Origin of the sequence: Actinocrinis puniceicyclus (genome assembly GCF_018283645.1) — a bacterium.
GTDB lineage: Bacteria > Actinomycetota > Actinomycetes > Streptomycetales > Catenulisporaceae > Actinocrinis > Actinocrinis puniceicyclus.
The window spans coordinates 147,949-167,886 of record NZ_JAGSXH010000001.1; the positions used below are offsets into that span (position 1 = coordinate 147,949).

The 19,938-nt window shown below is 71.8% G+C and carries 9 protein-coding genes; 3 read left to right on the plus strand and 6 right to left on the minus strand.

Annotated elements, in window-relative coordinates:
* Positions 1-69: 69 nt before the first annotated feature.
* Positions 70-7,905 (minus strand): RHS repeat domain-containing protein, encoded by a 7,836-nt coding sequence (locus tag KGA66_RS00710; protein WP_211463321.1) that lies wholly within the window; start codon positions 7,903-7,905, stop codon positions 70-72.
* 221 nt (positions 7,906-8,126) lie between these two features.
* On the opposite strand from KGA66_RS00710, the gene KGA66_RS00715 reads away from it, so the two are divergent.
* Positions 8,127-9,101: a hypothetical protein gene (locus KGA66_RS00715; RefSeq protein ID WP_211463324.1), complete on the plus strand. Its 975-nt coding sequence runs from the start codon at positions 8,127-8,129 to the stop codon at positions 9,099-9,101.
* A gap of 134 nt (positions 9,102-9,235) precedes the next feature.
* Positions 9,236-9,547, plus strand: coding sequence for a WXG100 family type VII secretion target (locus KGA66_RS00720; RefSeq protein WP_211463326.1), 312 nt, complete (start codon positions 9,236-9,238; stop codon positions 9,545-9,547).
* 117 nt (positions 9,548-9,664) lie between these two features.
* Here KGA66_RS00720 and KGA66_RS00725 read toward each other — a convergent pair whose 3' ends face one another.
* Positions 9,665-10,360: a dienelactone hydrolase family protein gene (locus tag KGA66_RS00725; protein WP_369015778.1), complete on the minus strand. Its 696-nt coding sequence runs from the start codon at positions 10,358-10,360 to the stop codon at positions 9,665-9,667.
* Positions 10,361-10,651: 291 nt separating this feature from the next.
* Entirely contained in the window at positions 10,652-11,056 is a 405-nt protein-coding gene (locus tag KGA66_RS00730) for a hypothetical protein (RefSeq protein ID WP_211463330.1), read from the minus strand.
* Between the two features lie 162 nt (positions 11,057-11,218).
* Between KGA66_RS00730 and KGA66_RS00735 the strand changes: the two genes are divergently transcribed.
* On the plus strand, positions 11,219-11,506 hold the full coding sequence (locus KGA66_RS00735) for a hypothetical protein (RefSeq protein ID WP_211463332.1): 288 nt from the start codon (positions 11,219-11,221) through the stop codon (positions 11,504-11,506).
* A 36-nt stretch (positions 11,507-11,542) separates the two neighbouring features.
* On the opposite strand, the gene KGA66_RS00740 is transcribed toward KGA66_RS00735, so the two are convergent.
* From KGA66_RS00740 to KGA66_RS00750, 3 genes are all read right to left on the minus strand, one after another.
* Positions 11,543-15,970, minus strand: coding sequence for an FtsK/SpoIIIE domain-containing protein (locus KGA66_RS00740; RefSeq protein ID WP_211463333.1), 4,428 nt, complete (start codon positions 15,968-15,970; stop codon positions 11,543-11,545).
* Between the two features lie 65 nt (positions 15,971-16,035).
* Positions 16,036-17,805: a hypothetical protein gene (locus KGA66_RS30730; RefSeq protein WP_211463335.1), complete on the minus strand. Its 1,770-nt coding sequence runs from the start codon at positions 17,803-17,805 to the stop codon at positions 16,036-16,038.
* A gap of 24 nt (positions 17,806-17,829) precedes the next feature.
* The coding region (locus KGA66_RS00750; protein WP_211463337.1) for a right-handed parallel beta-helix repeat-containing protein at positions 17,830-19,938 on the minus strand (2,109 nt) is incomplete at its 5' end.

Sequence of the window (19,938 nt, forward strand, 5' to 3'; positions counted from 1 at the left end):
CTGGGCCGCCCGGGGCCACCCTGACCCGGACTGGCCCGCCCCGCACTGCTCCGCCTCGGCTTGAGTGTCCTATGGGTGGCTCCCCTGCGTCTGACCGTTGCCCGGTGCGGTGACGGGTGCCGGCGGTTCGGGCTTGAGGTGGGCCGCCGGGTTGAGTAGCACGTCCTGCAGATACTTCTCCAGCAGTTTCTCGCCGAACTGCAGGGTGATGTCGGCCAGGCCGCCGTTGTGGAAGAGCCGGCCGGACGACATCTGATGCGCCAGCGTCCTGGCCGCGCCCACGGTGAGGTTGTCGAGCAGTCCCGCGGCGAGGCCGAGCCCGCCGTCCTTGAGCGCCTCGACGCCCGAGACCTTGACATGGTTCGGACCCACGCCGAACGCGGCGGCGGTCATCGCCGTGGACACGAAGTTGCCCAGGGCGCCCACGGCGACCGTGCCGACCCAGTAGTCGTAAGTACCGGCACGCCAACGCTGCGGGTTCTCGTTGCCCGCCCACTCGTTGTCCGCGTGCTTGTCGTGGTTGTACGGGTTGCGGTTCCAGTCCTTGCCGCCGTCGACGTTGCGCAGACCGTCGCGGGTGCCCTTGAGCCAGGTCTCGCTGATCACGCCGTACCCGGACTTGACGCCGCTCTTGACCGCGGCACCGGCGAATATCTTGCCCCAGTCGTCCGCGGTGAAGTTCCAGTTGTTCACCGCGCCGGTGATGATGATGTTGGCGGCCACGTCGATCGTGTAGTCCTGGATGAAGTCGAGCACCACCTTCTGCGCGAGCATGCTCTTGTCGCCGAGGAACGAGCCTGATGCCCCGTCGCCGACCACGAACTCGCGCCGGTTGGTCTCGCGCACGCGGCGGTTGGCGCCGCGCAGATCCGTCATCCAGCCCTTGCGCTCGATCTCGGAGCCGACCTGCTTCCAGGTGGTGCCGAGGTACCAGCGGCCGGTCGCGTTGCGCTCCCACACCCGGCCGGACGCGCCACGGAACCTCAACAGGTTGCCGTTCACATCGGTCATCCGCCACTGCTTCTGGAAGCTCTCCTTCTCCAGGTAGATGCCGGAGCCCGGGGCGGTCTCGGTGCGTTCCCGCCAGACGCCGCCGTGGTCGAACTCCTTCCACACGTTGGCGTTGGTGTACTCACGCACCCGGCCGTCGATCAGTTCGCGCACTGTCACGCCGCCGCCGTCCAGGTCGCGCCAGCGCACTGCTTCGGTGCCCGGCGGGCGCGCGTTGCCCCACGTGCCGTCGGCCTGGCGCCACTGCCGGGCGGCGTCGGTGCCGGGCACCGGGTCGCCGTGCGCGTCGAACTTCTGCGAGCGCCAGGCCCCCGCCGCGTCCGGCTCGGCCTTCAGCGAGGTGCCCTTGTCCAGCGCCCGGAAGTCGCGGACCTGCTCGGTGCCCGCGTTGGTGACGCGGAAGTCGCGGTAGGAGTCGTCCCAGGACCCGGTCCAGCGGGTGTTGCGACCGTTGAGCCGGAACCCGCTGCCGCCGTCGCTGCCGCGCCAGTTCCACCGCCCCACGTGCTCGTCGCCGCGACCCGCGATCCGCACCGGGTTCGGGTGCGGGGCGCCGCCGGCGATGTCGCCCCAGCGGTCGTTGCGGCCGACGATCTGGCCCATGCTGTTGCGCGTGACCGAGATCGACGCGCCCGGGTTGGCGACGCGGGCGCCGGGCGGATTGTTCGGGTGGTACCGGGGCTTGTCCGTGCCGAGATAGTGCACGACGTCGCCGTTGAGGTCGGTGTGCCGCTCGACCCGCTGCACTCCCCCGGCGTCGGTGAACGAGTCGATCCAGTGCTTGCCGTCGAAGGTGCGGGTGCCCTGCGCGACCACGTTCTTCCCGCTGTCCAGTTCGCGCCAGTTGAGCGTGCGCTGCGCCGGGACGCCGCCGTGCCCGCCGAGGGCGAAGGTGTCCCACCTGCCCTGGGCGTCCCGGCCGATCTCCACGGTGTGCCCGTCGTCCAGCTTGATCGTGCCGCGCACGAACACCCCGTCGCCGGCGAAGTCGGACACCGAGCCCTCGGGCGTCACGGTCCTGACTCCCTCGGAGACGACCGCGTGGTTGGCCGGGTCGTGCTCCACCCACTTGAACACCTGGAAGCGCGAGTCGCCCATCCAGAAGCCCCCGTGCGGGAAGTCGACCGCGCCGTACTTGCCGCCCAGGACGAAGGCGCCCGCTTTCGACAGCGGGTCGTCCAGGCTCTGCGGGGTCTTCCACAGGAAGTCCGGCGGCCGCTGCTCGGCGTACCGGGTGAAGGTCAGGGTGTGGCCGTTGCTCAGGGTCTCCAGGCTGCCGGTGTCCTTGGCCTGCGGCGAGAGTTCCTTGTAGCTGGTCTTGACCTGCATGACGCCGTGCGCGTCGACGCCCAGGCCGTATTCGCGGTAGTGCTTGGCGTGCGGCAGCCCGTTGAGCGTGTTCCACTTCTGCTGCACCACGTGCGTCCGGCCGTTCGCCGAGTAGGTGTCGGTCCAGCCTGTCAGGGTATTGTCGCGTCGGCCGTCGAGCAGCTTGCCGCCCTGGGCGTCGAACCGGGTCCAGGTGAACCCGTTGCCGCCGCGCTCGGCCCGGATCAGGCCGCCGTCCGCGGTGATCCGGTACTCGCGCACCACCTGGCCCCACTTGCCCAGGTCCCAGGAGGTGACGCCGTCGCTCTCGGTGGAGTAGTGCCGCACCCCGCCGCCGACGCGCCCGGCTGCGTCCCACTCGTGCCAGTAGCGGTGACCGCTCTCGCTGCGCAACAGTTCCAGTTCGTTGCCGTTGCCGAGGGTCTCGCGCGAGTAGAACGGGGTCTTGTCCGGGCCGGTCAGGTGCAGTGTGCCGTCGCCGCGGCGCACGGCCGCGCCGCCGCCGGTGTAGGCCGAGGGCAGCCGCGGGTCGTGTGCGCCGACCGCGCCGGCGGCGTCGTTGCGGGTCCACCGCGGACCGCCGCCCGCCCGGTAGTCGACGGAGATGAACTGGCCGGTGGGTTTCCCGTTGGGTTTGAGGATGTTGATGCGCTCGGAGACCGGGGCTCCGGCCGCGTCGAAGACCCGCTCGTTGCCGGCGTGCGCGCCGCGCGTGTCGGTGAGGTGGAATCCGCCGGCCGCGTCGCGGGAGACGGTGAAATGGCCGAGTGTCGCGCCGGTCCGGTCCGTACGAACCGCGAGCGCCGGGTGCGGGCCGGTGAAGTCCGCGTGGATGTGCGTGCCGAGGTTGTCGGTCAGGTTGATCCGCTGGGTGCGCACGCCGCCGCTGAAGCGGTCGTAACCGGTGAAGTTACCGTGTGCCGGACCGGCGGTGGTGTCCGTGACGGTGAAGTGACCGTCGGGACCGCGCACCGCGTCGAGGTGCGCGACCGGTGCTCCGCCGCCGTCGTGTACTGCGATCGTCGGGGCCGCGGGGTTGCGGTAGTCGGCGCGCAGGTGGTTGCCGGTCAACGCCCCGGTCAGGTCGCGCAAGTCCACGTGCTGCGCGACGAGGTGGCCGTTGGCGTCGAAGCTGAGCAGGTCGTTGCCGTGTGCGCGGGTCAGGTCGAAGCCGCCGCCCGGGGTGTGCGCGATGTCCCACTGCGCGCGGGCGCCGCGCGGGCCGGTGGTGGTGAACGCGTGGCCGGCCGCGTAGTCGAACTCGATGTGCCCGAATGCCGAGTTGTCGTGGTTCAGTGCGCTGATGTCCCGGCCGGTCAGCCGGCCGGTCGCGTCGAACTGCCGCCAGGTGCCGTCGGCCGGGTGGTCCAGCCGGAAGCCGTGCGCGTTCGGGGTGTACCTCCAGCGCGTGCCGTCCCCGCCGACGTAATGCGCGTCACCGTTGACGTGGTCGATCTGCAGGTGGGTCTGGTTCGCGCCGGTGTGGTCGGTCAGGTGGACGTCCTCGTGGGTGAGCGCGCCCCCCGCGTCGAACTGCCGCCAACGACCGTCCCCGGCCGCCGCGTGGTCGAGCCGGAAGCCGCCCTGCGGCGCGCGCGCGAAGGTCCAGTGTGTGCCGTCCCCGCCGAGGTAGGTCGCGATCGGCGGCTGTCCGCGGTGGTCGACGAGCAGGTGGTCCGGGTTCGCGGCGCCCGGTGTCTGTACACGTACTCCCTCGTCGGTGAGATGCCCGTTGGCGTCGAACTCGCGCCAGTTCCCGTTGGCCGGATGGTCGATACGCAGCGCCGCGTCGTTGGGCGGGTTGAGGTTGTACGTCCAGCGCGTGTTGTCGCCGGCGTAGCTGACCTGCCGGTTCTGGTAGTCGAAGACCAGGTGGTCGGGGTTGGCCTGGCCGCCGGAGCCGTATACGCGCACGTCCTGCGCGGTGATCTGGCCGTGGCCGTCGAACCGGCGCCAGGTGCCGTCGGTGGGGTGGTCGATCCGGAAGCCGCCCTGCGGCGTGCGCGCGAAGGTCCAGTGCGTGCCGTCGCCGCCCGGGTGGGTCGCGGTGGGGTGTGCTCCGGTGTGGTCTACCAGCAGGTGGCCCGGGTTCGCGCCGCCCGGCGCCGCGTGGACGGCGATGTTCTCGCCGGTGATGCGTCGATCCGCGCCGAATTCGCGCCAGCCGCCGTCGGTGGGGTGGTCGATCCGGAACGCGGCGCCGCCGGGCGGGTTGTGCGTGCAGGTCCAGGGCGTGCGCGCCGGGTCGCCGCCGAGGTGGGCACGACCATGCGCGTAGTCGATCTCGATGTGGGTGTGAGCCGAACCGTCGTGTTCGATCGTTGCGATGTTCTGGTGTGTCAGTGCACCGTTGTCGTCGAAGCGCTGCCAGGTGCCGTCCGGGGCGCGCAGCTCGTGGCCGGCGCCCTGCCCGGCGTGGTAGGTGAACGCGGTCGCGGTCCCGCCCGGGTGGTGGATCGTCGCCTGGCCGGCGGCCGGCCGGATCTCGACGGTGCCGAGGGGGTTTCCCGCGTGATCGGTCAGTGCGAAGCCCCGGACTTGGAGCGCGCCGGCGTCGCTGTACTCGTGGAACGCGCCGGTGCCGGGGTCGGTGAGGCGGAAACCGTGGTTGCCCACCTCGGTCAGGCGGCCCTCGAAGAGGGTGTCGCCGGTGCGCACGTCGACCAGGGCGGCGTTCTCATGCGCGGGACCGCGCGAAAGATCGATGTTGAGCTGGTGGTTCGCGCCGACCGGGCGGGTGGCGGCGAGGGGGGTGCCGTCGTCGGCGGCCCGGGTGATGTGGTCGGTGGCGCGCGAGCCGCCGAGCAGCCGGGGGCGTTCGAGCAGGGACTGACCCAGGGCGAGGTGTTCGAGGGCTTGCAGGCGTTCGGGCTGGATGTCCAGCAGCCGTAGCGCGTCCGCGGCGTTGTTGAGGTCGGCTGCCGCGGTGTGCAGGCCGGCGCTCGCCTCGGCCTGCGCCGCGCTCTGCGGGGCCTTGCCCTTGATGCGGGCGTCGGCCATCGCGGAGGATTCCGCGCCGTGTATGTCAGGCTGCGGATGCACCGCGTTGTAGTGATCGAGTGCCTGCGTGTATTCGTGCTGCGCGGCCTTGAAATCGGTCCACGGCACGGCGACGCGCTCGCTCGGCAGACCGAACAGCCCGGGCACGCCGGCGTCGTCGTGGGCGGGCTGCGCGACGTGCTCAAGGCTGGAGGCGGCCGGTTCGGCGGCGCCGGAGACGTTTTCGGGGTGCGGCGAAGCGTGCCCGGTGCCGGCCGCGCCCTTGGCGGGCGCGATCGATGTGGCGGGCAGGGAGACGGTCACGCGGTCTATTCCGGCGGCGTCGATGCCCTGGAGGCTCGCCAGGCGGCCTTGGACGGACTCGACGGAGTCGGCGGAGAGCGCCACGTGATCCACGGAGGCGAGCTTGCCGAGGCCGACCGCCCCGGCGCCGGCTGTGCCCGTGGCCGCGGCGTTGATGCTCAGTGGTTTGACCTCAGTTGCGTGCACGGAGACGCTCCCGAGGTCCCCGGTGTGCGACCCGGTCGTACCGAGGTTCTCCATGTGCGTGCCGGTCGCACCCAAGCCAGAGGTGTGCGCACCGGTCGCGCCCAAGCCCGAGGTGTGCGCACCGTTCGTACCGAGGTTCCCCGTGTGCACGCCGACGCTGCCCGCATCGGCCGTGTGTACGCCGACGCTGCCGATTTCAGCCGTATGGGCCGCGGCCGGCTGGATGTTCACGGCGTGGGCGCCGAGTCCCGTGCCGGCCTCGCCCACCGAGGGCATGCCCGCATCCTTGATCACGATCGAGAAGTCGTCGAGGTGCGTGACCACGGCGCTGCCGTGGTAGACGTTGTTGATCTCGGTGGGAGTGCGCAGGTCCAGCACGCTGCCCGCGTGGCTCTGGGCGGTGTGCGAGAAGGTGGTGATCGAGCCGAGGTCGAGCTTGGTGGCCGTAGGCGTGATGACGCTCAGATGACTGAGATCGTGCGTGCCGAGCGAACCCAGGGCGCTGACGGTGCCGACCGATCCCGAGTGCCCCAGGACGCCGAGCGAGTTGAGGTTCGTCGTCGGTGTGGAGACGTCGTGGGTCAGGCCCGTGAATCCGAGCCCGAGGTCGCCGGTGAAGCCGTGCGCGACGTTCGTCGTCAGCACCTGCGTCGCCGGCGCGGGAAGGCCGTGGGCGGCGTCGGTGGTCAGCGCGTGCGTCGTCGGGGTCAGCAGCGTCGGGCCGGTCGTGAGCGTGGTGTGGACGGTGGTCAGGCCGGAGCCCGGCAGCGCGGCCGGGTCCGCGTGCAGGCCCAGCGTCAGGTCCGGGCGCGCGCCCTGGAGGCTGACCGGGGTGATCAGCCCGCCGTGCCCGGGGTCGGCGGCGAAGTGGACGTCCGAGGAGACGGACCACAGCTTCAGGCCGCCGGCGCCGCCCTCCTTGAGCCCGTTGGCGGCGACCATCTTCAACGCGAGCACCGGATCGGCGGACAGGCCGAATCCGCGTTCCAGGACGCCGACGCGGAACGCGCCGCCGAGCCCGAGATTCGCCACCTCGGTGCCCTTGACCGGAAGCACCAGCCGCACCCAGGCCCCGGTCTTGAGGTCCTGCACGATGCCGGTGCCGACCTTGCCCAGGAAGTCGCCGAGCGCCTTTCCGGTGACCAGCGCGCCGTTGGCCAGCAGGCTGGGCAGGTCCTGGATGCCGTGCATGACCCAGACCCCTGCGGTGTACACGAACTTGCCGATGGCCAGCAGCGTGTCCACGGTGAAGATGCTGGAGAAGTTGAAGCCCTTGGCCAGGCCCATCAGGTCGGCGATGGTGCCGCGGACGAACAGCGCCCCGTCCTTGGCCGCACTGCCGATCCCCTTGATCAGGGCGGGCAGCAGCTCGGCCAGGTTCAGCCCCTCGGTGGTCGGCGCGATGATGCCGAGGAACGCCAGCAGGAACTGCCCGAAGCCGATCTTGCCCTGCCCGAAGTCCACGGCCGCCTTGACGAACAGCACCAGGTTGACCGCGAAGGCCATCAGCGCCAGCGGGCCGCCGACGATGATCGCCGGGATCAGCAGGAGCAGCGCGATCCAGCCCAGCACCTCCCAGAACATGTCCCAGCCCGAGATCGGCTGCGTACCGCTGGAGACCGCGTCCACGGAGCCGGCCGCCGTGTTCGAGGCCGTCGTCAGGTCCGTGCCCGCCTGCGTGGCCTGGTGTGCCCATGCCTGAACCTGCGGGTCGTCGGACTTCAGGCCGGAGGACTGCGCCTTGGACAGGGCGTCGCCGGCTATCTGCTGTTGCGTGAGCATCGCCGCGTGGTAGGTGCTGACCGCGGTGTGCGCGGTGGCGAACGCGTTGCTCGCGTCGCGCATGAAGTTGATGAAGCGGCCTGAGATCTGCCCCGCCATGGCCGTCGAGGTCTGACCCACGAAGTTGCCGCTGCTGGCCGTGCCCAGCACCCGCTGCAGGGCGGTCTCGATCGTGCCGGTGGCCTGGGCCACCTGGTTCAGGTAGTCCACCACCTGCTGAAGTTCGTCCACATCGCCCGGAGTCGGGTCACCCGACAATCCCAGGGCGGACCAGTCCGACGGTCGGGAAGCCATGTCGCGGCCGCATCCTTCCTTCGTGCGCGCGGGCTCGGCGGTACGGTCCGTGTTCGTCCAATGGTCGGCGGCCGTACAGCGCCGCGACGAGGACACGTCGAGTCCGAGGTTTGTCATAGTCATCGAACACGTTGTTGTTGTCCGCCAGTTGGCGCGCACATGAAATCGCTGGATGACGATGAACTGCGATGCGATGCGTGCCCTGCGATGGGAGAGGACGCATGGCAGACCTCGTCATCGACTACCAGCTTCTGCACGACGCGGCCGGGCAGCTCGATTCGCTCAAGACGCAGATCGACGACATCAACAACGCGGACACCATCGACGGCTACGTCCCGATCGCCAACAACGGACAGGTGGACACGGGCGACCTCGGCCCGGGCAACCTGCCCACCTCGCTGTGGAACTTCTACTCGAACTGGCAGAGCCCGCTGTCCAACGCCACCAAGCAGGTGCAGCAGCTGGCCGCGACGTTCCGCGGGGTGGCGCAGACCTTCTTCGATGCGGACGCCTCGCAGGTCGCCGCGGTCAACTCCGGGCTGGCGCAGTCGGCGGTGCGTAACTACCCGTCCGAGTACGCGGCCTACCAGAAGCAGCTGGCCGAGTGGGAGAAACTGCCGGACCCGAACCACGTGCAGTACTACGACGAGAACGGGAACCTGGTCACCACGTCGGTGCCGCGGCCCACCGCGCCGACGAACCCCGGCACGACGTACGGCGGCTCGGCGGGCGTGACCACGAACGTCACCACGAGCGGCACGGACGGCTCCGGCAACCCGCTGGTCACCTCGGAGACCAGCACGTACACCGTGGACGGGATGACCTACACGGAGACCACGACCTTCGGTCCGGACAAGGGCGACGTCAACGGCCACCCGACGCAGGACTCGACGCAGACGATCCACCACCAGGACGGTTCGACCGACGTCATCACCACGACGAACAACCTGGACGGCTCGTCGCACTCCACGGACGTGAACACGGCCAGCGGCCAGACGACGACCACGACGACGGACACGACCGTCACGAACCACCCGGACGGCTCGTCCACGACGGTGTCGACGACGGACAACGCCGACGGCTCGACGACGACGCTCACCATCGAGACCGACAAGTACGGCAAGGCGACCACGACGACGACGAACACGCCCGCCCCGCCGGACCCGAGCACTTACGACTACTACCCGACCTACTGACGGGCCGGGTTCACCGGCAGGCGGCCGGCGCACGCGGCGACCGCCGCCCGCAGGCCGATGCCCGCGGGCCGCCGCACAGCAGACCACCCGGACGGGAACGATCCGGGGGCACCAGCGAACCAGGGAGCAACTCCATGCCCGACGTGAACATCAGCTACGACGCGGTCAAGGGCGTCACCGCTCAGCTGAACAACGCGGTCACCAACATCGTGCCGCAGCTGACCAGCCTGCAGACTCAGGTCAACTCCATGCTCTCGCAGGGCGGTTCGCTGTGGATGAACGCCACCAGCCCGGCGCTGCAGAACTCCTACCAGCAGTTCAACACCTCGCTGACGCAGGCGGTCAACGGGATCAACGACTTCGCCAACCAGTTCAACTCGATCATCGGTCAGATGCAGAGCATGGACTCGCAGATGGCGAACTCGATCAACAACCCCGGGCACTGACGCTCCGGGCGGCCGGTTCGGCTCAGGACCCGATCACGAGCGCCCGAAGACAGGCGTACGAGCACAAGCGCCCGCGTCCGGCACCGCGGCCTTCGCCCGGTGCCGGACGCGGGCGCGTCACATATCAAGCCCTTGTTCTCCAGGTCGCAGGAACCAGTCGCGCGCCTTGAGCGCGGCCCGTTGGAGCGTGTCGCCCTCGGCGAACAGGTGGGTCGCGCCGGGAACCACCTCGACGCGGTGCGGCGCGCTCAGCAGCCCGGCGGCCTGACGGTTGAGCTCAAGCACCTGCTGGTCCCGCCCGCCGACGATCAGCAGGACGGGAGCGCGCACCCGGGCCAGGGCCTCGCCGGCCAGATCGGGCCGGCCCCCGCGGCTGACCACGGCGGTCACCCGGCCCGGGCGCTCGGCGGCGGCGATCAACGCGGCGGCCGCGCCCGTGCTCGCGCCGAACAGCCCGAGGGGCAGGCCCGCGGTCTGCGGGTACGCCTCCAGCCAGTCGATCGCGGCCGTCACGCGCCGTCCCAGCAACGGGATGTCGAAACGGTATTCGGCGGTGACCTCGTCGACCCGCTCCTCGCCGCGGGTGAGCAGGTCCAGCAGCAGTGTGCCGAGGCCGCCGCGTTGCAGCGCCCGGGCGACGGCCCGGTTGCGCGGGCTGAACCGGGAACTGCCGCTGCCGTGCGCGAAGAGCACCACCCGGTCCGCGTGTTCGGGCAGGATCAGATCGCCGTCCAGCCGGGTGGCCCCGGTGAGCGGGACGTACACGGTCGTTTCGGTCGTCTCGCCCGTAGTGTCCTGGTGCCGTGCGTCCATGGCGTACTCCGCAGCGCACTCGCTCGGACCGCCGGCGCCGCGCGCGTACAGCGCCGCGGTCATGGATCTCCACCTGGTTGATTCCCGTTTTACGGTGATAGACGCGGGCAGAGGGCGTTTGTGGCGAGGGACGACAATTCACGCGTGGACATCCGCACTGGCCGCCTCGTTCTGCTCACGCGACCCGATCCGCCCTGGAATGCACCCGAGTACAGGCCTCAATTCGTGATCTGAGGTGGGCGTTCTGGTGCCGAGGCGCAAACGATAGGCGTAGCCTGCCGCCTGAGCTGATCACCACCACTTGCGCCGCAGTTGCAGCCCATCGACCTCGGTGTTTCGGCGGACCTTCTCGATGCGCGCCTGCTCGGTCCGCGCGATGGAGATTCCCTTGCGTGCCCGTACCGCCAGCGTGCTCGCCACATACAGGCCGAGTTGGGTGTCGGGGAACTTGCGCCACCGGCTGCCGCGCCGAGCACGCGTGAGGCGCTCATCGAAACCGGCTTCCACGACCTCGTCGACCGGCCCGAGCGCGGCAGACAGCTGCTGTTGCTCGCGATGCCGATCCGAGCGGTGCTGGTTGCGCTTGTTGCGCGCGATGTTCCTGCGGGAACTCTTGTCGTTCTCGCCGTAGGTATTGCGGCGATCCTTGCTGTACGACAGGCGCTTCTTCTCCTGCGGAGACCTGCGCTTCTTCATCGCCGCACCTCCCGCTGACCGACGCAACCCAACGACGGTACGGCCAACGCGTCGGCACCGTCCACGAGTTTCCGGCCCACAACCACCAGGCGCCCCGCAACGGAACAGCAGAGGCGAACCCTACTATCTTGTCACTCGATTCGCGCACACTAAGATCACGGCGTGAACAAGACCGTCGCGGACTTCATCGGCGCGTACCTGCACGTCGAGGTGGCGTACGAGGACCTCGGGCCGACGCGCGAGCTGATCGCGGCGCTCAGCCCCGAGTACGCCGGCTCGCTCGAGGAGGGCTTCGAGCGGTTGCTGCGCAGCCGCGGGCTGGCCGCCGCCGACTACGACGGCATGACGCACATCGAGTTCGAATCCGATGACGCGCTCTACCGGTACCTGCAGGGCGTGTACGACTACTTGTTCCGCGGCGCCGGAGCCCAGCCGCGTCCGCCGCGCTGATCGTGTGCTGACTCGCGCACGCCCCCGGCGGCGCCGCTACTCCTTCAGCACCGTCAGCGGCAGCGCGATCGCCGCCAGGCCGCCGGTGACCGGGTCCGCGGTGTAGGCGCGGCCGGGGCGGATCGGCTTACGCAGCAGGCTGACCGGGATGCGGGCGCCGACCAGGTCGCCCTCGGCGACCGACTGCGGGCTGAGCAGCACCCCCTGGCGCGAGCGGCGCGCCTCCCCGATCCAGCCGATCAGGGCGCTGACGAAAGTCTCGCTGGTGCCCGCGCAGGCCAGAGCGAGGCCGCGGTCGCGCCCCGTGGCGATCAGCTCGCGCAGGAACGGCTCCAGCGGCGGCATCTGCGCCATCAGGTCCGCGTCGTCGAGCAGCACCACGGCCGGACCGCCGCCGAGTTCCTCCAGCGCGGCGCGGGCGTCCTCGGGGGTGGCCAGCACCGAGGTCAGCACCCTGGCACGCGGATGCGCGGCCAGGCGGCGCAGCGGGGACTCGCGCGCGGCCACCGCCAGCACCGCCGTGTCCGCGGCCAGCGCCGAGACCGCGAAGGTGGACAGGACCGTGGAGCGACCGGAGCCGGGCGGCCCGACCACCATGAAGACGTTCCCGCGCCCGGCGAAGTCCACCATGACCGGCCCGGTGTCGTCGCCGCCGATCCCGAGCAGTGCGAGCAGCGGGCGGCGCTCGGTCACCAGCGCGTAGGCGTCCGCGAAGTCGAGCTCCGACGGCAACGAGCCGATCGCCAGCGGACGCGAGCCCACGCCCACGTGCTCGTCGCGCTTTCGCGCGCGCTCGCCGATCGCGCGCAGCGCCTCGGCCTGCGCCTGCCCGGAGGGGTCCGCGGCGAGCAGCGCGATCTGCGCCTCGGTCAGGCTCCCGGACAGCCAGGCGCGCCCCGGCGGCACCACCGTCGGCAGTTCGGCGAAAGCCAGGCCGATCAGCATGTAGTCGCTGCGGTCGGTCATCCGCAGCAGCAGCCGGTTCTCGTTGAGACTGCCCATCCGCCCGGACAGCAGCACCCTGTCACCGGCGATCACCAGATGGATCCCGGCCGCCGCTCCCTCCCGCAACAGCCGCGTGACCTCGTCCACAAGCCGGCCGTTGTCGTACTCGTTGACCGCTGCGTACAGGGCCTCCCAGCCGTCGATGAACAGCAGCGTGTGCGCGGGCCGCGGCCCGGGCGGCATGGTCGCGCGCAGTTCGGCCAGGTTGGTGCTGTCGTGCTCGGCCAGCAGACTCTGCCGGCGGGTCAGCTCCAGCCCGAGCCGGGTGAGCAGCCGGTCCACCCGATCCAGGTCGGCGCGCTGCGCGACGGCCCCGGTGTGCGGCAACTCGGTCAGGACGCTCAGCGCTCCGCCCGCCGCATCGATCCCGTACATGTGCACATCACTGGTCGAATGCCGCTCGGCGAGCGCGCCGGCGATACTGCGGATCGTCTGCGAGCGGCCGGAGCGGGTCGCGCCGACCACGTAGAGGTGCGAGAAGGTCTCCAGGTCCAGCGCGAGCGGCCGGCGGGCCTGCTCGGCCGGCAGGTCTTCGAGCCCGTACACGACGGGCGCCAGGCTCCTGCCGGGCGCGGCGCCGAGGCGGGGCAGTTCGCCGAGCGTGATCACGTCCGGGAGGGCGGGCAGCCACGGAGCCTGCTGCGGCTCGATCTCCAACTGCCGCGCGGCCTCGCGCACCGCCCGCACCAGCGCCGCCAGGTCGGTGTGGTCCCCGCCGTCGGCGACGGTCTCGGTCTCAGGAGGCTGAAAGGCCCGGCCGAGTTTGGGCCAGGGCACCGCGACCGCCCAGGTGTCGGGCCGCGGCGGGGTCGCGACACCGGCCGAGCCATCCTCGGTCCGCTCCCGCGGCGCCCCCGCGTAGCCGGTCTGGAACGGCGCGACGGCGCGGTGCGCGAGGCGGACCAGCGCGCGGCCGGGCACGCTCGGCGGGATGGCGGCGGCGTCGTTGGTGTCGATCACGTCGTGGCTCTCGACCGGGTCGGTGACGCGCAGCGCGATCCGCAGGTTCGTGTTGGCCTTGATATCGGCCGAGACGACCCCGGCCGGCCGCTGCGTGGCCAGCACGAGGTGCAGGCCGAGGGAGCGGCCGCGCTGGGCGATGGACACCACGCCGGCCACGAAGGCGGGCACCTCGCGCACCAGCGTGGCGAACTCGTCCACCACCAGCACCAGCCGCGGCAGCGGCGGCAGGGCCGGGTCGCGGCGCCGGGCCGCCTGATACTCCGGATGGTCCTTCACGCCGTGCTCGGCCAGCAGCTTCTCGCGCCGGCGCAGCTCGGCGGCCAGCGATTCCAGGGCGCGTTCGACCAGGTGCCCGTCCAGGTCGGTGACCATGCCGAGGGTGTGCGGCAGCTCGACGCAGTCCCGGAACGCGCTGCCGCCCTTGTAGTCGACCAGCAGGAAGGTCAGCTCGTCCGGGCGGTTGGCCACCGCCAGCGACGCCACCAGGGTCTGCAGAAGTTCGGATTTGCCGGATCCGGTCGTGCCGGCGATCAGGGCGTGCGGCCCGTCGCGGACCAGGTCGACCGCGAGCGTGCCGTCGTATCCGGTGCCGATGACCGCCGCGGTGGACGCGGGCCGGCGCACCCAGCGCGCCGCGATCTGCTCGCCGTCCGGGTCGGACAGCTCCAGCAGGTCCAGCAGGCGCACCGCGGAGGGCAGCGCGCCGCCGTCGACCGGGGAGACGTCCCGCAGCGGGGCGAGCGAGCGCGCCACCCGCTCGGCCCAGGCGCAGTCCACCAGGTCGGGGCGGATCTCGGTCACCTCCGGCTGGTCCTTCTGGCGCAGCGTCAGCCCGGCCGGCTCGTCCACGACGACGACGCCGGCCTCCTCCGGCAGCAGCCTGACTTCGCGGTCCAGGCAGATCGAGAAGACCCGCACGGCCGGGCCCTCGGCGAGCACCTGCACCAGGCCGGGCACCTCGCGCAGCCGCCGCGCCCCGTCGACGAGCACGACGACGTCCGGGTCGGCGAACATCGCGGCGCTCAGCGAGGCGCCGCGCGCCTGAATACGGCGCTTGACCACGGAGACGAGCTCTGAGACGCGGTGCGCGACGGTCTCCGGGTCGTTGCCGACCATCGCGGGCGGGGAGCCGATCGGCGAGCGCGCGTGCGGCAGCCAGCGGATCCATTCCCAGTCCTGCGCGGCGCCGGCGTCGGTGAGCACCACGAAGCGAACGTCGCGCGGGCTGTGCAGAACCGCGGTCTGGGCCAGCAGCCACCAGGCGAGCGGGCGGGCTCGGCCCGGTTCCGCGGCGACGCCGACCACGCCGACGTCGGGCAGCGCGATGCCGATCGGGATCGAGGGCACGTTCCAGCGGGTGTCGCGGCGCAGCGGATCGGTCTGGTTCGGGTCGTCGACGTCGAGCAGCGAGGGCTGGTCCACCGTGCCGATGCGCAGCACCAGATGGTCGGCGTCGCAGCGGCGCCGCTCCCACAGCCGCCGGCCCGGCCCGGCGGCGGTCAGCAGCGCGGCCGCGGGGTCCGGGGCGACGGCGGCGCGCACCGCCCGCTCGCCGGCCACGGCCGCGGTGATCTCCTCGATCGTCTCGGCGTGGGCCACCGCGTACTGCGCGGAGCGGCGCCGGTAGTCCTTGCGGCCGGTGCGCATGTCGTTGAACCAGTTGACGACCGCGAACATCGGCGTGAAGAGGACGAAGAACAGGTAGTACTTGGAGTGCAGCAGGAACACCATGCCGACGCCCATGAGGACCGGCAGGATGAGCAGCACGGTCGGGAAGGGGCGCCGGCCTGGCGGGTTGGGCCGCTGCGGCAGCCGGAAGCGGGTGCGCGGCAGCGGTTCCAGGATCCGCGGCGGGCGGTTGAAGTCGATCCCTGATCCGTCCGGCGCGGGCTGGACGGCGGCGTCCGCCACGCTCGGCGCGGTCCACCGCAGCAGCGAGTCGGCGACAGCGAGGTCCGCGTGCTCCTCCCAGTACTCGGCGGCGGCGGTCTTGTCCTGTGCGTCGCCGTCGCCGGGCGCGCCCGCCGGCTGTGGCGGTACGACCCGCACCAGCCTGGTCTGCTCGTACGGTGTGACGACGACGCAGCCGTCCGCCGCGACGGTGAGGGTGGCGGCGTGCGCGGGCGCGCCCTCGACGCGGACGACACAGCGCTCTGATGAACCGATCGGGTAGGAGCCGAGTGCGAGCGCGGCCACCGTTCCGGCGCCGGGTCCGGAGACGATGTGCAGTTCGATCAGCGCGGGTCCGTCGCCGGGCCGGGCGCCGGGCTCGGGGCCGGGCGCGCCGAGACCGAGGACCGTTCCCTCGCGCAGGCCGGTCGCGGCCAGCTCGCCGCGCGGGTCGAGCCGCCGGCCGCCGAGGAACAGCTCGTGCGCGCTCTCCCCGGCGGCCTCGGCGATCCGCTCGGCGACCTCGGCGATCGGCGCGTCCGGGGCCGCGCCGAGGACGACCTGGTGCCGGGCCCGCTGCCCGATCGCGGTGACCGACAGGCGCATCTTGGATCCTCACCCACTGGCTGGCTGGTACTCGAACTCTTCTTCGCTTGCGGACATCGCGCCTGTCAGGCACTTGATATGGCGATGTCGTCCCACTCGTCGGGCTCTTGCGGCGGCGGCACGGATAGGTGCGGCTGCTGCGGTTGCGCTTGCGGTTGCTGCGGCGGCGGCACTTGTCCGGCCGGCGCCGGCACGCGTTCGGGCCCTGACGCAGGCGCCGGCATAGGTGTCGGTGTCGGTGTCGGTGTCGGGGCCGGGGTCGGGGTCGGCGTGCCCGAACGGGTCGGAGGCGGCACTGAAGCTTGCGGCTGCGCCGAACGCGGGGTCGCCGTGTCCGGCAGCGGGGTGAAGACGACCGGCAAACCGTGTAGCAGTACCGTGCCGCGGGCATCGACCGGCAGTTCCCAGTGCGGATACGGCGGCGCCGCGCCGGCGAGCATTTCACCGCCCTCCAACTGCTCGGCCAACGCGGAACGCACCCGTTCGGCCTGAACCGGGTCGCCGGAGAACAGCAACGTGCCATGCGAGCGCGCGACGTCCATGACCACGACGGCCTCGCCGCGTACGCCGAGCACCGCGGGGCACACCTCGGCCGCGTCACCGGTGGGTTCGGTGAGTTCAGCGGGTTCGGTGAATTCAGCGGGTTCGGCGGATTCGGCGCGGGCTTCGAGCTCTGAGCGCCGCAGGATCCACGTGCGCTGATCCGTCCCGGCGGTCCACGGGCGGCGCGGCTGCGGCACGTCGAGCCCTGCGATGCGCACCTCGATCTCCTCCGTGCCGACCAGCGCGGCGTACGGCCACCAGTGCGCGCCCCGCCCGGCCAGTTCAAGCGCCCGAGCACCGAGGGCGGGCACGTTGGGGTCGGCGAGCAGCAACTGTGCCGGAGTCGGATCCTTGCGTCGCCGCAAACGAGCACCGACCGTGCCCGTGATCCGCGGCGCGCGCCGGAACGCACCGCCCTGCGCGGACACCGCCGCTCGAACCGGCGCGTCAACCGCCGCGTCAACCGCAACCGGCGCCGGCACCGTACGGGGCGAAGCGGCCTGAGAAGCGGGCTCCCGCGCGCCTTCGCGGCCGACCCCGGCGGGCGCCGGCGGCGGCGTGCCGTCCACCGGAGCCCGGCGGCGTCCGAGCCGCGACCACGCCAGCGCGGCCACGATGATCAGAACGATCGCGCCGCCGCCGACAGCCAGCCCGGCCGGCGAAACCCCGGAGTTCGCGGCGCGCGATCGCGACGCCGAGTCCGCCCGCGCGGTGGTCGCGGCGCCACCCGTACCAGCGCCCGTACCAGCGCCCTTACCCGTGCCCGAACCCGTACTCGTGCGCCCGCCTGCGTTCGTGCCCTTAGTCGCGCCGCCACCCGCCGGGGTCACCTTCCGCGGGACCGGCGACGGTCCGATTCCGGCGCAGTTCTCCAGCCCGGCTACCGACGTGGGCGGCACCAGGTCCGGCGGCGGATTCCAGCGCACCGAAACGCCGTAGTCGCTGCCCTTCGCCGCGCACGGCAGCACCAGGTACCAACCGGTCTCGATCAGCGTCGGATCGGTCAGCCGGTCGCCGTTGGGCTGCCGGCGGCCCTTGTTCAGGTCAAAGATCTTCGAGTACTGATTGCCGTCGCCGAGTAGCTGCTGTGCGAGCTGGTAGAGGAAGACCTGATCGGTGGCCGGCACCACGTAGTACGGCACGTGGGCGGGAGTGACGTACTCGACCTGTGCCGTCGGCGTCGGCGTCGGCGTCGCCGCGGCTGCGACCGGCGGTCCCGCGACCAGTACCACGGCCACAGCGCTGAGCGCCGCCACGGCGGCGGGACGCACGGAGCGCAAACGCGTCTTCATCCTTGCCTGTCTTCTCTTTCGCCGTCACGGGGACGGGACGTCCTGGGGCAGCAGGGTCGTCAGCTGCTGTGTGCTCGGATCGGCGAGTGCGCAGATGCGTTGCGCGTGCCGCTCCGTCAAGGTCTGGAACAGCTGCCGGGCCGAGCGGCCGTTGCCGAAGCCCTCGCTGCGGTCGAGCGTCTCGAAGTAGCGCAGCAGCGCCTGCGCGGTTCCCGGCCCGAGGGTGTAGCGGTGCTCCCGGCTTTGCAGGTCCACGATCGAGACCAGTTCCTCCGGCAGGTAGTCCTCGAACGTCAGGGTCCTGGTGAAGCGGGAGGCCAGGCCGGGGTTGGAGTCGATGAACCGGTGCATGTCCCCGGGGTAGCCGGCGACGATCACCACGGCCTGGTCGCGGTGGTCCTCCATCAGCTTGACCAGGGTCGAGATCGCCTCCTGGCCGAAGTCGTTGCCGCCGCCGAACGGAACGAGCGAATACGCCTCGTCGATGAACAGCACGCCGCCGAGTGCCCTGCGGAAGACCGCCGTGGTCTTCGGCGCGGTGTGCCCGACGTACTCGCCGACCAGCGCGCCGCGGTCGCTCTCCACGAGATGCCCGCTTTCCAGCATGCCCAGGGCGTGCAGGATGCGTCCGTAGAGCCGGGCGACCGTGGTCTTGCCGGTACCGGGGTTTCCGGCGAACACCAGGTGCCGGCTGGTCGGCGGCGGCGGCAGCCCGGCCTCGACCCGCCGGCGGACCAGGCGCATCAGCGAGACCAGGGCGTTGATGTCGCGCTTGACCGAGGCGAGCCCGACCAGTCCCTCGATCTGCGCGATCAACTCATCGACGCTCTCCCCCACGGCGCTCGCCCCGGTCACGGTGGCCGCGGCGGAAAACGGGGCCGCGGGCGTGGCTGCCGCGGGCGCCGCCGTCGCGGCGGGTCCGGTGGCCGGGCCCGGTGTCTCGGCCACGCCCGCTCCCGTGGCGCCGGGCGGCGTGGAAGGTCCGGCTCCGGGACGCTCGGCCTCGCGCATCGCCTCCAGCGGCAGCGTGACGACTTTCGCGCCGGAGACCTCGACGCCCTCGATGACCGTCTTCGCCGTCGAGGCTATGTTCGCGTCCTGCTCCACGTCGCGGATCGAGACCCGGCGCAGCACCACGTCCGCGCCGATGTCGGCGTGCACGGCGGGGAAGGCCGTCTCCCGGACCTCGCAGTCCTCGAAGACGGCGTGCGCCCACTCCCCCACCAGCAGCCCGTTCTTGCCCGCGGCGCTGACGCGCACCCCACCGGCCCGCAGCTTCGCCCTGGTCGACACGATCACGCCGGTGCCCTCGACGTCGCTGATCCGGCAGCGCTCGACCCGCGCGTCGGTCGGTTCCGCCAACGCGATGCCGGCGCGTGCGACCCGGCTGATGCGCGTGTCGCTGACGATCAGCCGCCCGGAGGTCTGCGCGACCAGGCCGCTCATCCCGCAGTCGGTGATCGAGCCGCCGTCCACCCGCAGCGAGGCGGCCTCGGTGACCCGCACCCCGTGCTCGGCGCTGCGGCGCACCGTGCAGGCTTCGAGTTCCACGTCGGCGCGACCGGCCAGGTGCACGGCGCTGAAGGCGGTGTCCGACAGGGTGCTGTCGACCAGTACCACCCGTGCGTCTCCGGCCGCGTGCAGACCGTTGCCGCCGGACCCGTCCACGATGAGCCGCAGGGCGTTGACGGTGGCACCGGCACGTGCGCCCAGCCCGGTGGACGCGGCCGCCAGCACCCGGCTGTCTTCGACCTCGAGCACCGCGCCGGCGCCAACGATCAGCCCGGCGCCGGAGAGCACCAGCCCGCGCAGGACGGCGTGCGACCGGACCGCCAGGGGCTTGTCCAGCTCGATCACCACGGACTGCGGCCCGTCCGCGGCGACGAGTACGACCGGCCGCGTCAGGTCCAGCCGCTCCCGGTACGTGCCGGCGGGCAGGTACACCACCGCGTCCTGAGGGGTCTCGGCGATCAGCCGCGCGATCGTTCCGCCGCGCTCCGCCTCGACCGGCGCGGACTGGCGGCCGTGGGCGGGGCCGTCGACGTGGCCGTGGGCGGGGACCGGGACCGGGCCGGGGACTGCGACTTGAGCGGGAGCGGGAACGGGGGCTTGAGCGGGAACGGGGGCTTGAGC

Bases quoted from the DNA above. Each gene is read 5' to 3' on its own strand.
- KGA66_RS00710 (WP_211463321.1), bottom strand. From the start codon at position 7,905: ATGGCTTCCCGACCGTCGGACTGGTCCGCCCTGGGATTGTCGGGTGAC.
- KGA66_RS00715 (WP_211463324.1), top strand. From the start codon at position 8,127: ATGGCAGACCTCGTCATCGACTACCAGCTTCTGCACGACGCGGCCGGG.
- KGA66_RS00720 (WP_211463326.1), top strand. From the start codon at position 9,236: ATGCCCGACGTGAACATCAGCTACGACGCGGTCAAGGGCGTCACCGCT.
- KGA66_RS00725 (WP_369015778.1), bottom strand. From the start codon at position 10,360: ATGGACGCACGGCACCAGGACACTACGGGCGAGACGACCGAAACGACC.
- KGA66_RS00730 (WP_211463330.1), bottom strand. From the start codon at position 11,056: ATGAAGAAGCGCAGGTCTCCGCAGGAGAAGAAGCGCCTGTCGTACAGC.
- KGA66_RS00740 (WP_211463333.1), bottom strand. From the start codon at position 15,970: ATGCGCCTGTCGGTCACCGCGATCGGGCAGCGGGCCCGGCACCAGGTC.
- KGA66_RS30730 (WP_211463335.1), bottom strand. From the start codon at position 17,805: ATGAAGACGCGTTTGCGCTCCGTGCGTCCCGCCGCCGTGGCGGCGCTC.